Source organism: Dactylosporangium sp. NPDC049525, assembly GCF_040676755.1.
Taxonomy (GTDB): Bacteria; Actinomycetota; Actinomycetes; order Mycobacteriales; family Micromonosporaceae; genus Dactylosporangium.
This window is the reverse complement of sequence record NZ_JBFAPO010000087.1, coordinates 1-13987: the sequence shown is the minus strand read 5'-3', so window position 1 is coordinate 13987 and position 13987 is coordinate 1. Positions and strand designations below refer to the sequence as shown.

Sequence of the window (13987 nt, the reverse complement as noted above, 5' to 3'; positions counted from 1 at the left end):
GGGAACTGTACATCGACGCACCTCAACCAGCTGTCCAGCCGGTGCGCTATTCCCGCCAGCCGGACAGCTCGATCCCCTTGCCCGTTTCGACGCGGTAGCCGAGCCGCACCGTCTGCGTCTGACCCTCCGGGAGGACAAGGCGCCAGGTGAGGACGCCGAGGTCGGTGCGTTCGGCCGGCTGCGGGTCCACGACCGTCTCCTTGACTGAGATCTGGTCGTGGCGGCTGACCGGCAGCTGGTCCAGCACGGTGATCCGCACCGGCCGGCCGGTGTAGTTGCCGATCGTGGTGCGGTACTCGACCTCGCGGCGGCGGGCGGATCCCAGCGTCGCGCGGGTCGCGGTGCGGCGGGTCAGCTCCCGCTCCACGCGGACCCGGTCGTCCAGGCCGAGCGCCAGCTCCAGCTCCTCGCCGGGCGCCCACGTCGACAGGGTGGTCTTGCTGACGAAGTCGGCCTCGTGGAACACGGCCGCCGACCCGGGCGGCAGCGTGTGCTGCGACGTGTTCGTCACCACGGCCCGCAGGTGTACGTCCGTCGAGCGGTTCGGCGCGGCGACGTGGTCCAGTTGGGTGGCCAGGTCCAGCACCAGCACCGTGGCCCGGGACGTGGTGCCGTCGGCGGGCACCGCGACCGCGCGTGCCGGCCGGTACGTCGCGGCGACCGCGCCCTCCTCGACCTTGGCCTGTGCCAGCTCGACGGGTGCGGACCCGGCGAACCCGTCCTCCTTCGCCATCCGGCGCGGCGCCGGGGCCGACATCGCGGCGGCCGGGGGCATCGGGGCGCCGGGCGCGCCGCCGTACGCGAAGGACTGCGGCGGCGGCGGGGGCGGCGACGGCAGCAGCGGGTCCAGGTACCAGGGCTTCAGCTCCGGGATCGCCACGACACCGGACGGGCGGGCCGTGGACAGCGCCAGCTCACACTCCGGCCAGTCCTCGCCGGTGCGCTGCTCGACCAGGCCGAACCAGGTGAGGCGCAGCGTCTCGCCGGTGAGCCGCACGTCGTAGGTGGAGCGCCAACCGGCGTCCGGCACCTGGTACGACACGTCCAGCTCGACCGGGCCCGCCGTCGCTACGGCGAGCGCGACGACGGCATACCGCGCGTCGGGCTCCTGCTTGCCGGACAGGTCGAGCAGCTGCCGGTCCAGCGCCGCGATCCGGTCCGTGACCTGGGTGCGGCGGTGCTGCAGGTCCCGGATGCCGGCCAGGACCGAGGTCAGCTCGCCGCCCATCGTGGTGCTGAACGCGGCGACCGTCTCCGGCGCCGCGTCGCCGCTGGCGAGGGCCCGCGCGTACGCGCCGCTGGCCCGCTCGCCGAGGGTGGTCAGGAACGCCTGCCGCTGCCGCAGCACGGTCTCCGTGTCGCCGATCTCCGCCAGCTCGTCGGTGCGGACGCGCCGCTCCTCCTGGACCGCCGTCACGGTGTCGTCGGACGGCGCGGCGCGGCGCCGCAGGACCACGTCGACGCCGAGGACGGTGGCCGCGCCGCGGCCGCTGACCCGGATCGAGTCGGTGTCCATGCCCAGCGGCAACGGCCCGACCTCGACGACCTGGTCGCCGGCGTCGAGCGTGGTCCGGCCGCGGCGGGTGACCCGCGCCTGCTTCGGATAGACGGTGACGGCGACGATCGAGTTGTCCACGATCCGCACCGTAACGCATGCCGTCACCCCCGCCACGGCCGTTCGGGGCGTGCCGCGTGTCCGTTCCGCCCGCGGCCCCTGCCGATTGGCGCGTTGTCGGCGCCGGCGGACGAGACACGGCGTTTCGCGCGCCGGATCCGGTGGCGCGGCGCACGAGAATCGCACGATCGCCCCGCACACCCCCCGGCACACCCGGCATCCACGGACGGAGCTCGATGTGACCCACCCTGCCACGACGCCCCTGCCTTCGAGGGTCTCGACGCGGTACCCGCTGCGGTACGCGGTCGTGGACGTGGAGACCACCGGCCTGCACGCGCCCAGCGACCGGGTCCTGCAGATCGCCGTCGCGCAGATGGAGGCCGACGGGTCGGTGGGGCGGACCTGGTCGACCCTGGTCGACCCCGGCTGCGACCCGGGTCCGGTGCACATCCACGGCATCACCCGCGAACGCCTCGCCGGGGCGCCCCGCTTCGACGCGGTGGTCGGGCACCTCGCGGAGCTGCTCGACGGCCGGGTCATGGTCGCGCACAACGCCCAGTTCGACTGGCGGTTCCTGGCCGCGGAGGCCCACCGCGCCGTCCACCGCCTCCCGGTCAGCACGAGGCTGTGCACCCTGGCCCTGAGCCGCCGGCTCGACCTGCCGACCCCGAGCCTGTCCCTCGCCGCCCTCGCCGCGCACTGGGGTGTCACGCAGGCCCGCCCGCACGACGCAGAGGACGACACCCGGGTCCTCACCGAGATCCTGCGGCACAGCCTCGCCTTCGCCGACACCCTCGCCGTCGAGCTCCCGCTCAGCGCCTGCGACGCCGCGGAGACCGACCGCGTCTACCCGGCCCGCCTGCCCCGGCCCGTGTGCCCGTGGACGTGGCCGGGCCGGTGGACGCCCGGCCGGCGCCTGATCCAGGGCGCGAAGGTCGCCATCACCGGCACCACCGCGACCGCCCGGGACGCCCTCGCGGCCCGCGCGACGGACGCGGGGCTGGACGTGATGAACACCGTCAGCGGCCGGACCGGTCTGCTCGTCACCAACGACCCGGCCGCCGCGACCAACAAGCTCCGGGCCGCCGCCATGTACGCGGTCCCGGTCGTGGACGAGACCACCTTCGCCGGGCTCCTCGCCGACGTCGAACCCGGCACGCCCAAGCCGGTCGCGCCGCCGGGACGCGCGGTGCCCGCCCCGCGCTCCGCCGCGGCCGCTGCGGCCGGTGCGGCCGCTGCGGCCGCCGTGGGCCCGCTGGCCGGGCGGTGCCTGCTTGTCCTCGGCGGCACCCACGCCGACGCCGCCGAGGTCCGCAACCGGATCGGCGACCTCGGCGGCATCGCCGCGGTCAACCTCACCGCCCGCGTCACCGACGTTGTCGCCCTGCCCGGCGCCGGCAACGACCGCCGCTGGGCCACCGTCACCGCACTCGGCCTGCCCGTGCGCACCCCGGAGGCGCTCGAACCCGCCCCCACCAACGCACCTGCCGCCGCCGTCACCGCCGTCACCGCCGCGCCGGCCGTCGCACCCGACGCGCCGGATGCGGCGCTCGCTGGGCCGGATGCGGCGCTTGCTGGGCCGGATGCGGCGCTCGCCGGGCCGGGCGGGACCGAGGCGCCGGTCGCGGTGCTGACGCGTGGCGCGGTGACCGACCTGCCCGACGGCATCGGCGACTGGACGGTCTCCGTCACGTGGCCGACCGGCACCGACGCGGAGGTCGACGTCGTCGCGTTCCTCACCGACGCCGACGAGCAGGTCCGCGCCGACGCCGACTTCGTCTTCTACAACCAGCCCGCCTCGGCCGACGGGTCCGTGGAGCTCACCCTCGACGTGCGGCACGAGGCCCTCGTCGACGTCCGGCTCGACCGTATCCCCGACGACGTCAGCCGGATCATCATCGCCGCCGCCCTGCCGGACACCCACACGTTCGGCGACCTCGGACCGGTCGAGTTCGTCGCGCGGACCGGCGACGGCACCACCCGCGTGCGGGCCACCCTCGACGCCGCCACCACCGAACGCAGCCTGCTGCTCGCCCACGTCTACCGCCGCGACGGCCGCTGGCGGCTGCGCGCCATCGGCCAGGGCTACGACCACGGCCTCGCCGAACTCGCCACCCTGCACGGTGTCACCGTCGACGACGACTGAACCCGCGGGCCCGGAGCCGGCCGGCCGGCGGCGGTCCGCCGCGGCGGCGCGGTAGTCCGGGCGGGCGCCCGGACCGTCAGGCGAGGTGCGCCGCGGGCCGGGTGGTGGCCGGTGCGCCCAGGGCGGTCGACACCGCCGTGGCCGTCGTCATCACCTGCGCCGCCAGGGCCTCGTCGCCCAGCTCGAGGTCGAAGGTCAGGGCCGCGATCGACACGCCGCCCATCACCGCCCCCGTGTGGTCGAAGACCGGGGCGGCGACGCAGCGGATGCCGGGGTCGTTCTCGCCGTCGTCGACCGCGTAGCCGCGCTGCGCCACGTCGGCGAGCTGGGCGCGCAGCACCGCCGGGTCGGTGATGGACTTCGGGGTGACCGCGACGAGTCCGGCCCGCGCGATGATCCGGTCCGTCTCCGGTGCCGGCAGGTTGGCCAGGATCGCCTTGCCGATGCCGGTGGTGTGCAGCGGGACGCTGTTGCCCACGCGGGACTTCATGTCGTAGGGCTGGCGGCCCTCCAGCTTCTCGACGTAGACCACCTCGTCGCCGCTGCGGATGGCGAAGTGCACGGTGAAGCCGGTGCGGTCCCGCAGGTCGCGCAGCGCGCCGCGGGCGTGCTGCGCCGGGTCGAACCGGGTCATGACCTTGCCGGCCAGGGCCAGGATCCGCGGGCCGGGCAGGTAGCCGCCGCTGCCGTCGGCGCGGGCGAACTCCCAGGCGAGCAGCGACTGCAGGATGCGGTGCACCGTCGACTTGGGCAGCCCGGTCGCCGCGGCGATGTCGGTGACCCGGGTGTGCTGCGCGAGCGACTCGAGCACCATGAGTGCCTTGTCGATGGAACCGTTCGCCGCTTCGCCCGCCACGCCAGACACCCTACCGTCAGCGCCCGCCATCAGCGCCTGCCCTCGGCATCCACCGTCAACGGGCGAGCCAGCCCGCCGTCCACGGGCGAGCCGGCCGCCGTCAACGGGCGAGCCAGCCGCCGTCCACGGCGAGCACGTGCCCGGCCACGTACCCGGCCGCGGGCGAGGCGAGGAACACCGCGGCGCCGGCGACGTCCTCCGGGCGCCCCCAGCGGCCCGCCGGGATCCGCTGGCGGATCGCCAGCTCGCGGTCCGCGTCGTCGCGCAGCGCCCGGGTGTTGGCGGTGGCGATGTAGCCCGGCGCGATGGCGTTGACCAGGACCCCGCGTTCGGTCCACTCGTTGGCCAGGGCCTTGGTCAGGCCCGCGACGGCGTGCTTGCTGGCGGTGTACGCGGCGACGTTGAGCCCGCCCTGGAAGGACAGCAGCGAGGCGATCATGACGACCCGGCCGTGGCCGCGGCGCAGCATCCCGGAGCCCAGCGTGCGGGTGAGGACGAACACCGCGTCGAGGTTGGTGTCGAGGACCTCGCGCCACGCCTCGTAGGGCTGCTCGGTGGTCGGCCCGCGGCGGATCAGCCCGGCGTTGTTGACCAGGATGTCGATCGGGCCGATGACCGCTGCGGCGGCCGCGACGCGGGCCGGGTCGCCCAGGTCCAGGACCCAGCGCCCGGCGGTGCGTCCGGCAGCCTTGACCTGCCGCTCGACCTCGTCGAGGTCGGCGTCGCGGCGGGCGTGCAGCACCACGTCGGCGCCGGCCTCGGCGAGGGCGACCGCGACGGCCCGCCCGATGCCCTTGCCGGCGCCGGTGACCAGCGCGGTCTGCCCGGTCAGGTCGAAAAGGGTCACCGCAGGTCCTCGAGGGCGACGACCTCGACGTCGTCATACGCCTGGTTCTCGCCGCCCATCGCCCACACGAACGCGTAGCTGCGGGTGCCGAAGCCGCAGTGCACCGACCACGGCGGCGAGATGACCGCCTGGTCACCGGCGACGATGAGGTTGCGGGTCTCGTCGGGGCGGCCCATGAGGTGCACGACGCGGTGGCCGGGCTCCAGGTCGAAGTAGAAGTAGACCTCGGTGCGCCGGCCGTGGGTGTGGCACGGCATCGTGTTCCACATGCTGCCCGGGGCCAGCACCGTGACGCCCAGGACGAGCTCGCAGCTGCGGATGCCGCCCGCGTGCACGTGCTTGTAGATCGTCCGCTGGTTGGATCCCTCGGCGCCGCCGAGGTGCACCGGCTCCGCGTCGGCGAGCCGGCTGTGCCGGGTCGGGTGGGTGGTGTGCGCGGCCGTCGACACGAGGTAGAACGCCGCGGACGGGCCGGCGAAGGTGACCTCGCGCGCGCCGGATCCGACGTACAGGCATTCCTTCGGCGCCAGCTCGTAGCCGGTGCCGTCGACGACGACCTGCCCGGGGTCCGTGCCGACGTTGACCACGCCGAGCTCGCGGCGCTGCAGGAAGAACTCCGCCCGGAGCTCGGGCGGGTTGGGTAGGGGGACCGTCGCGTCACCCGGCCGCACCCCGCCGATGACCAGGCGGTCGTGGTGCGAGTACACCAGCCGCACGGCTGCGTCGCCGAGCAGGTCGCCGGCGAGGAAACGCTCGCGCAGGGCCGTGGTGTCCATGCCGCGCACCTCGTCCGGGGCGGTCGCGTGGCGGATCTCCATTCAGGGGCCTCCATGTTTCCGACTGCAACACATTCCATTGCACAGGATGTTGTTCCGTGTGTCGGAACAGAGTATCGTCCGCGCCAGTGATCCGGAACACCCCTGCAACCCTTTGTAGAACATCCCGCTCCCAAGGGGGAACCATGGACAGACGGCGATTCCTCACGCTCGCGACCGGCACGGCGATCACCACCGGCTCGCTCCTCGCGGGCTGCGGCAGTGGCAAGGACGGCGCCGCCGGCGGCGGCAAGACCGACGTCCGGCTGGGCGACACGGTCAACGACAGCAACCCCGAGATCGCCGCCGAGAAGTTCTTCGGCGAGCGGCTCGCGGCGCTCAGCAAGAACCGCTACGAGGTGAAGGTCTTCCCCAACGGCACGCTCGGCGACCACAACCGCATGAACGAACAGGTGCGGGCCGGCTCGCTGCAGATGACCAAGACCCTGTTCGCGAACCTCACGGCCTTCGACAAGAAGCTCGGCGTGCTGTCGCTGCCGTACGCGTTCCCGAAGCAGGACGACCTCTTCACGGCGCTGGACGGCGCACTCGGCAAGCAGCTCGGCACCATCCTGGAGGGCTACGACCTCAAGGTGCTGGCCTACTTCGACTCCGGCTCGCGCAACGTCTACAACAAGAAACGGCCGATCAAGACCCCGGCCGACCTGCGCGGCCTGCGCATCAGGGTGCCGCAGGACGCGGTCGCCATCGACACGTTCAACTCCCTCGGCGCGCAGGCGACGCCCCTGGCCACCAACGAGATCTACTCGGCGCTGCAGCAGGGCGTCATCGACGGCGCCGAGAACAACCCCATCTTCTACGTGACGAACAAGCACGTCGAAGAGGCGAAGTTCTGGTCCTGGACCCGCCATCAGTACGGCGTCGACGCGCTCCTGGTGAGCCGCAAGTGGTTCGCCGAGCAGCCCAAGGACCTGCAGGACGCGTTCGTGCAGTCCGGCCTGGAGACCCAGAGCCACGAGCGGGCGCTGTGGCGCAACGAGACCGACGGCTACGTCAAGCAGGCCGGCGACAAGGGCGGGAAGATCAACGACGACGTCGACACCGCGGCCTTCGTCCAGGCGGTCAAACCCGTCCTGGACAAGAACCGCGCCACGTTCGGCGACCTGATGAAGCTGCTGCCGGTGAGCTGAGGATGCCCATCGCCACCCCTGCCGAGGCGGCCCGCGCACACCCCGCGCTGCGTGCCCTCGCCGTCGCCGAGAACGCACTCATGGTGCTCCTCCTCGCCGGGACCGTGCTCACCATCCTGGCGCAGGTGTTCTTCCGGTACGCACTGGACCGGCCCCTGTCGTGGTCCAACGAGGCCGCCACCGACCTGCTGGTCTACGTCGCCTTCGTCGGCTTCGCGATCGGCATCCGGGACAACGCCCACGTCGCGCTCAACCTGTTCGAGACCCGCCTCGGCGTGCTCCCGCGCCGGGTGCTGCGCATCGGCGAGCTGGTGATCCTCGGTGTCGTGCTGGTCTGCCTCGGCATCGGCGGCGTGCTGTACATGATCGAGCAGAGCGACGTCGTCTCCCCGGTCGGCATCCCGCTGTGGGTCGCGTTCCTGCCGCTGCCCCTCGGTGCCGTGCTCGGCTCGGTGCACCTGATCGTCGAGATCGTCGCGCTGCTGCGCGGCGCCGAACTGCCGGGAACGCTCGACACCGTCCCGGAGGAGCTCACCAACGACACCGACCGGCCCGCGCCGGCCACCCCCGGAGGTGCGGCATGAGCTTCGCCCTGGCGTTCGTCGGGATCCTGGTCCTGATCGTCGTCGGCGCGCCGATCGTCGCGGCGCTCGGCGCGGTCGGCCTCGCCCAGAGCTTCTCCGCCGGCCTGCCGCTGACCGTCGCGGCGCAGGCCGTCTTCCACGGGCTGAACTCGTTCACCCTCCTGGCCATCCCGCTGTTCGTGCTGACCGGGGAGATCCTGCACCGCTCCGGCGCGGCGGAGAAGCTGGTCCGGTTCGTGACCATGCTGGTCGGCTGGATGACCGGCGGGCTCGGCATGAGCGTCGTCGCCTCGACCATGCTCTTCTCCGGGCTGTCCGGCTCGGTCAACGCCGACGCCGCCGCGATCGGCTCGACCATGATCCCGCCGATGACGAAGGCCGGCTACCGGCGGCCGTGGTCGGCCTCGATCGTTGCGGCCGCATCGGGCACGGGCATCCTCATCCCGCCGTCGATCACGATGATCGTCCTCGGTACCGTCGCGAACCTCTCCATCCGGGACCTGTTCCTCGCCTCGCTCATCCCCGCGGTCGTCGTGGCGCTGGGCAAGGGCATCGTCATCTACTTCTACGCCAAATACCGGGAGCCGACGACGGAGCGGGTCCGGGTCACCCCCGGCGAGCTGCTGCGGGCCGGGTGGGAGGCGCTGCCGCCGCTCATCGCACCGGTGCTGATCCTCGGCGGCATCCTGTGGGGCGTGTTCACCGCCACCGAGGCGGCGGCCGTCGCCGTGCTCTACTCGGTGCTCCTCGCGGTGGTGTACCGGTCCGTTGGCCGCGGCGAGTGGGTGAGCATCTTCGTCAACGCCGGGCGCACCTCCGGTGTGGTGCTCTCCCTCGTCGGCGTCGCCCAGCTCCTCGCGTACATGCTCGCGTACGACCAGGTCGAGATCGTGCTCGCGGACTGGGCCGGGCAGTTCACCGGCAACTACTTCGTGTTCGTCACCGTCGTCATGGTGCTGTTCTGGATCCTCGGCGCGCTGCTGGACGGGGTGCCGGCGCTGGTCGTGCTCATCCCGCTGTTCATGCCACTGGCCAAGGAGGCCGGCATGGGGGAGCTGCACTTCGCCATCTTCAGCCTGGCGGTGTTCGGCATCTCGCTGGTCACCCCGCCGCTCGGCTCGGCCTGCTTCATCGTGTGCGGCATCGCCCGCATCCGCATCGTGGAGATGCTGCGGCCGATGCTGCCGTTCATGGCCGTGATGTTCGCGACAATCCTGCTGCTTGCCTACGTGCCGGCATTCTCCGAATGGGTGCCGGAGCTGGCCCGCAAATGAGTTCGGGGGCGGCGGCCGGCCGCCCCCGAACGGGCGTCAGTCGGTGCGGTCCGACTCCAGCAGGCCGCCGTTGGCCACGTCGGACTTCTCGATCTCGTCGAACCGGATCCGCACCGAGGGACGCTTGGCCTTCAGGATGTCGACGGCGGCGGCCGTGACGGCCTCGGCGAACTCGCGCCGCTGGTCCATGGTGCGTCCGGACAGCAGCTCCACGGTGATGTTCGGCATGGGTCTCCTCCAGTACTGGGTTATGGAACATAATTCCGCATGACGGAACACCGTCAAGCCCCGGTCGCGGCCGCGCGGGCCTCCGGGAGAGCGGCGGCTGGTTACAGTCGTCACCATGGGGACGGACATGGGGACGGACGAACTCGACGGCTGGCAGCCGCGGTCGCGGGTCGGCGCGGTGGTGGCGGCGCTGCTCGTGGGGGACCAGGACGCGGCCGAGCAGGTCGCCGACGAGCCGCAGGACGACAAGGAGCCGCTGGTCCTGGCGGCCGCGATCCGGCTCGCCGTCCGGAGCCTGTTCGACGAGGACACCCCGGCCGACGCGATCGCCGACGACGTCGCGCTCATGGCCCGCGACGTCGAGGTCGACCAGGACGCGGCGGTGGCGGTCATCCGGGCGCACCTCGGCCCGGATGAGCAGAAGGCGGAGCTGCTGTCGGCGTTCCCGCCGCAGGTGGTGATCGACACCACGTGGTCGGTGTTCGGCTACCTCTGCGAGCAGCGGCTCGGCCGCGAGGACTCCCTGGAGCTGATCGCGCAGGCGGAGCGCGAGACGCTGTAACACGCGGTTGGTCAACAGTCACCGAACGGCGGATCACGGCGCCCTCAGGGTATGCCAACATCCACGCCAGCGAATGCCGGACGTACCTTGCAGGCTGGGAGCAGACCGAAGTGGTGGAGCGGATCATCGTCCCGTTCGAAGGACCCGGCGCCGGGACAGGGCCGCTCGCCTGGGGGCAGCGGCAGGTCTGGGCGGCCATGGTGGAGAGCGACTCGTCGATGAGCATGGGCGGCGCCGTCGCCTCCACCGACGGGCGGACCGTCGAGGACTACGCCGCGGAGCTGCGCTTCTTCATGTGCCGGTACGCGGCGATGCGCACCCTGCTGCGCTTCGCCGCCGACGGCACGGTGACGCAGGAGGTCTTCGGCGCCGGCGAGACCGTCCTGGAGGTCCACGACACCGCCGCCGGCGAGGACCCGGCGGCGCTGGCCGAGGCCCTCGCCGACGAGTGGCGGGAACGCAAGTTCGACTACGCGACGGAGTGGCCGCTGCGCATGGGCGTGGTCCGCCACGGCGGCGCCGTCACCCACGTCGTCGCGCTGATGTGCCACATCGCGGCGGACCTCGGCGGTGTCGCGGTCATGATGCGCGAACTGGCCGAGCGGGACCCGGTCACCGGGGAGCCGGCCGGGCCGTACGAGGCGCCCCAGCCCCTCGAGCTGGCCCGCCTGCAGCACGAACCGGCGGCGGCCCGGCAGACCGCCGCGGCGATGCGCTACTGGGAGTCGCACCTGCGCACCATCCCGGCGAGCATGTTCGACGGCCCCGTCGACCAGGGTGAGCCGCGGTACTGCCGGCTGCGGTGGCACTCCCGGGCGATGCACCTCGCCTCCGACACGGTGTCGGCCCGGCTCGGCGCCGACCCGGCGTGGGTGCTGCTCGCGGCGTTCGCCACCGGGCTGGAGCGGCTGCGGCCGGGCAGCGGCCCGTTCGTCGCGATCGGGATCATCAGCAACCGGTTCCGGCCGGCCGTGCGCGACGTGGTCAGCCCGGTGACCCAGGACGGGCTGTGCGTCCTGGACGTCGCCGGGGTCACGGCCGAGGAGGCGGTGGCCCGGGCCGGGACGGCGTCGATGCGCGCGTCGAAGTACGCCTACTACGACCCCGCGGCCCGTGCCGCGCTCACCGAGCGGATCAGCCGGGAGCGCGCCGAACAGCTCGACCTGACCTGTATATACAACGACCGCCGCACCGCGCGGCGGCCCGCACCGGCCGGCGTGGCCGACGTGCGGGCGGCGCTTCCGCAGACCCGGGTGGTGTCGGAGGAGCCGCTGCGGTTCCTGGGCCCGAAGCTCATGGTGATCGTCGAGGACGTGCCGGACGAGGTGCGGATGACGGTGGACGTCGACACCCGGTTCCTGTCGCTGCCGGACCTGCGGGCGCTGCTGGGTGAGATGGAGGCGTTCACGCTGGATGCCGCCACGGGAAACGCCGATCTGCGGGTGGCGTAATCGGCGGCAGGGCGGGCACTGAGCGGCCGAAGGAAACGCTCCGAGCCCTGCCGAGGAGACCATCATGCCGTACATCACCGTCGGTGCGGAGAACTCCGGTCCCATCGACCTGTACTACGAGGACCACGGCGCCGGCCAACCCGTCGTGCTGGTCCACGGGTTCCCGTTCAACGGCGCCACCTGGGAGAAACTGACCATCCCGCTGCTCGCCGCCGGGCACCGGGTGATCACCTACGACCGGCGCGGCTTCGGCAACTCGTCGCAGCCGTCGACCGGCTACGACTACGACACGTTCTCCGCCGACCTCGACGCGCTGATGACGAAGCTCGACCTGCGCGACACCATCCTGATCGGGCACTCCATGGGCACCGGCGAGGTGACCCGCTACCTCGGCAAGTACGGCTCGCGGCGGGTGTCCCGGGCGGTGCTGATGGCACCCCTCGCCCCGTTTCTGCTCAAGACCGCCGACAACCCCGAAGGGGTGGACGGGAACCTCTTCCAGGGCTTCCAGTCGGCGATCCTGCAGGACCGGTTCGCCTACCTCACCGACTTCTGCAAGGCGTTCTTCAACTGGGACGAGAACAAGGGCAAGCGGGTCAGCGAGGAGGCGTTCCGCGGGCACTGGGACATCGGCGCCCGCGGCTCCGCCAAGGCCACCCACGACTCGGTGACCGCCTGGCTCACCGACTTCCGCCCCGACCTGCCCCGCATCGACGTGCCCGTGCTCATCATCCAAGGTGACCAGGACAACGTGCTGCCCTACGCCAAGACGGGCCAGCGGCTCCAGCCGATGCTGCCCGACGCGCGCCTGATCACCCTGAAGGGCGCCCCGCACGGCATCCCCTGGACCCACGCCCGCGAGGTCGGCCAGGCGACGATGGAGTTCATCGGCGCCACGACGATGTCGCACGCCTGACCCTGCTCCTCGCCAGCGCCGGGCCGTCGAGGCCCGGCGCTTCGCGCATCCGCGGAATCACGCCGGTGGCGTGAGGCGGGCCGCCCCCGGTGCACCGCACGCTCGACCTCATGGCGGAAACCACGCGCGTCGTGACCACCGAGCGGCCCCAGGCCGCACCCGGGCGGCCGGCGCGGCTGACACCGATGATGGGACCGGCCCTCGTCGCCGCCATCGCCTACGTGGACCCGGGCAACGTCGCCACCAACCTGACCGCCGGCGCCACCTCGGGCTACCGGCTCGTCTGGGTCGTCGTCGCCGCCAGCCTCGTCGCGATCCTGGTGCAGTACCAGGCGGCGAAGCTGGGCGTGGCCACCGGCCGGAGCCTGCCGGAGCTGTGCCGGGACCGGTTCCCGCGCTGGGGCCGGCGGATCCTGTGGCTGCAGGCGGAGCTGGTCGTCCTCGCCACCGACCTCGCCGAGTTCGTCGGCGCCGCGATCGGCCTAAAACTGCTGTTCGGCATGCCGATCGCCGTGTCCGCGATCGTCACCGCCGGCGTCTCGCTGCTGCTGCTCGCGCTGCGCCGGCGCGGCCGCACCCGGCGGTTCGAGTCCGCGACCGCCGCGGCGCTGCTGCTGATCGGTGCCGGCATGGTGTACGACCTGATCGCCGTCGGGCACCAGTCCGCGTCCGGCTTCGCCGGCGGGCTCGTGCCCCGCCTCGACGGCGGCGGCCAGGTGCTCCTCGCGATGGGCATCGTCGGCGCGACCGTCATGCCCCACGCGGTCTACCTGCACTCCGCGCTGGCCAAGCCCGGCGCCGCCGTCGGCGCTCAGCCCCGCGACGTGCGGCGGGCGCTGCGCCTCGACTGCGGGATCGCGCTGAGCGCCGCCGCGACCGTCAACGTGTCGATGATCGCGGTCGGCGCCGGGCTGGGCACGCTGACCGCGGGCGCGTGGACCGGCGACCTGTTCGAGGCGCACGGCATCCTCGCCGAGCGGATCGGCGGCGCCGCGGCCCTCGCGTTCGCGGTGGCGCTGCTGTCCTCGGGGTTCGCGTCCTCCGGCGTCGGCACCCTCGCCGGCGACGTGGTCATGGGTGGCTTCCTGGGCCGGCGGGTGCCGGTGTACCTGCGCCGCCTGGTCACCATGGCGCCGTCGGTCGCGCTGCTGATGATCGGCACGTCGCTGACCACGCTGCTGGTCGCGAGCCAGGTCGTGCTGTCCTTCGGCGTGCCCGTCGCGCTGTTCCTGCTCATCCACTTCTGCCGCGACCGGGCACTCATGGGCCAGCTCGTCAACGCGCGGGTCACCACGGCGGTGGCGGCCGTCGCGGCGGCGATCGTCGCGGGCGTCGGATGCGCGCTGCCGTTCCTGCTGCTGGCCTGACCCGTGCTGGTGCCGGCCCGGATCCGGGCCAAGCTGCTCGCGTCGGGCGCGCTGACGGTCGCGGCCGTCCTCGCCGGCGCGCCCGCGGTGACCGTCGCGGCGCTCGCCGCCACCTGCGCCGCGATCCCTCTCGCCGCCGCCGTCCACGGCGGCGCCGGACTGCTCCGCGCCGTGC

13 protein-coding genes are annotated in these 13987 nt (G+C 73.0%); 8 read left to right on the top strand and 5 right to left on the bottom strand.

Features of this window, described 5'->3' with window-relative positions; genetic code table 11:
* Nucleotides 1–46: 46 nt before the first annotated feature.
* The gene (locus AB0K00_RS53375; protein ID WP_363538590.1) at nucleotides 47–1636 is read right to left on the bottom strand and encodes a DUF4139 domain-containing protein; all 1590 of its coding nucleotides are present in this window, start codon (nucleotides 1634–1636) and stop codon (nucleotides 47–49) included.
* Nucleotides 1637–1853: 217 nt separating this feature from the next.
* On the opposite strand from AB0K00_RS53375, the gene AB0K00_RS53370 reads away from it, so the two are divergent.
* Nucleotides 1854–3761 carry a TerD family protein gene (locus AB0K00_RS53370; RefSeq protein WP_363538588.1) on the top strand — a complete coding sequence of 636 codons (1908 nt, stop codon included), beginning with the start codon at nucleotides 1854–1856 and terminating at the stop codon, nucleotides 3759–3761.
* A 76-nt stretch (nucleotides 3762–3837) separates the two neighbouring features.
* Here AB0K00_RS53370 and AB0K00_RS53365 read toward each other — a convergent pair whose 3' ends face one another.
* The 3 genes from AB0K00_RS53365 to kduI form a co-directional block, all read right to left on the bottom strand.
* Nucleotides 3838–4617, bottom strand: a complete 780-nt coding sequence (locus AB0K00_RS53365) for an IclR family transcriptional regulator (RefSeq protein ID WP_363538586.1) — start codon at nucleotides 4615–4617, stop codon at nucleotides 3838–3840.
* 100 nt (nucleotides 4618–4717) lie between these two features.
* Nucleotides 4718–5464, bottom strand: a complete 747-nt coding sequence (locus AB0K00_RS53360) for an SDR family oxidoreductase (RefSeq protein WP_363538584.1) — start codon at nucleotides 5462–5464, stop codon at nucleotides 4718–4720.
* The gene (gene kduI, locus AB0K00_RS53355) at nucleotides 5461–6282 is read right to left on the bottom strand and encodes a 5-dehydro-4-deoxy-D-glucuronate isomerase (RefSeq protein WP_363538582.1); all 822 of its coding nucleotides are present in this window, start codon (nucleotides 6280–6282) and stop codon (nucleotides 5461–5463) included. The genes AB0K00_RS53360 and kduI overlap by 4 nt, the downstream gene beginning before the upstream one ends.
* Before the next feature lie 143 nt (nucleotides 6283–6425).
* On the opposite strand from kduI, the gene AB0K00_RS53350 reads away from it, so the two are divergent.
* From AB0K00_RS53350 to AB0K00_RS53340, 3 genes are read left to right on the top strand one after another with little or no spacing between them, the layout of a single operon-like run.
* Entirely contained in the window at nucleotides 6426–7430 is a 1005-nt protein-coding gene (locus tag AB0K00_RS53350; protein ID WP_363538580.1) for a TRAP transporter substrate-binding protein, read from the top strand.
* 2 nt (nucleotides 7431–7432) lie between these two features.
* A complete protein-coding gene (locus AB0K00_RS53345; protein ID WP_363538578.1) occupies nucleotides 7433–8014 on the top strand; it encodes a TRAP transporter small permease in 582 nt (193 codons plus the stop codon).
* On the top strand, nucleotides 8011–9288 hold the full coding sequence (locus AB0K00_RS53340) for a TRAP transporter large permease (protein ID WP_363538576.1): 1278 nt from the start codon (nucleotides 8011–8013) through the stop codon (nucleotides 9286–9288). The genes AB0K00_RS53345 and AB0K00_RS53340 overlap by 4 nt, the downstream gene beginning before the upstream one ends.
* Before the next feature lie 36 nt (nucleotides 9289–9324).
* Here the strand turns inward: AB0K00_RS53340 and AB0K00_RS53335 are convergent, their stop codons facing one another.
* Nucleotides 9325–9516 (bottom strand): tautomerase family protein, encoded by a 192-nt coding sequence (locus tag AB0K00_RS53335; protein WP_363538574.1) that lies wholly within the window; start codon nucleotides 9514–9516, stop codon nucleotides 9325–9327.
* A gap of 115 nt (nucleotides 9517–9631) precedes the next feature.
* Between AB0K00_RS53335 and AB0K00_RS53330 the strand changes: the two genes are divergently transcribed.
* The 4 genes from AB0K00_RS53330 (at nucleotide 9632) to AB0K00_RS53315 (ending at nucleotide 13812) form a co-directional block, all read left to right on the top strand.
* The gene (locus AB0K00_RS53330) at nucleotides 9632–10078 is read left to right on the top strand and encodes a hypothetical protein (protein ID WP_363538572.1); all 447 of its coding nucleotides are present in this window, start codon (nucleotides 9632–9634) and stop codon (nucleotides 10076–10078) included.
* Nucleotides 10079–10188: 110 nt separating this feature from the next.
* Nucleotides 10189–11529 (top strand): hypothetical protein, encoded by a 1341-nt coding sequence (locus AB0K00_RS53325; protein WP_363538570.1) that lies wholly within the window; start codon nucleotides 10189–10191, stop codon nucleotides 11527–11529.
* 64 nt (nucleotides 11530–11593) lie between these two features.
* On the top strand, nucleotides 11594–12445 hold the full coding sequence (locus AB0K00_RS53320) for an alpha/beta hydrolase (RefSeq protein WP_363538568.1): 852 nt from the start codon (nucleotides 11594–11596) through the stop codon (nucleotides 12443–12445).
* A gap of 110 nt (nucleotides 12446–12555) precedes the next feature.
* Nucleotides 12556–13812 (top strand): Nramp family divalent metal transporter, encoded by a 1257-nt coding sequence (locus tag AB0K00_RS53315; protein WP_363538566.1) that lies wholly within the window; start codon nucleotides 12556–12558, stop codon nucleotides 13810–13812.
* Nucleotides 13813–13987: the final 175 nt, after the last annotated feature.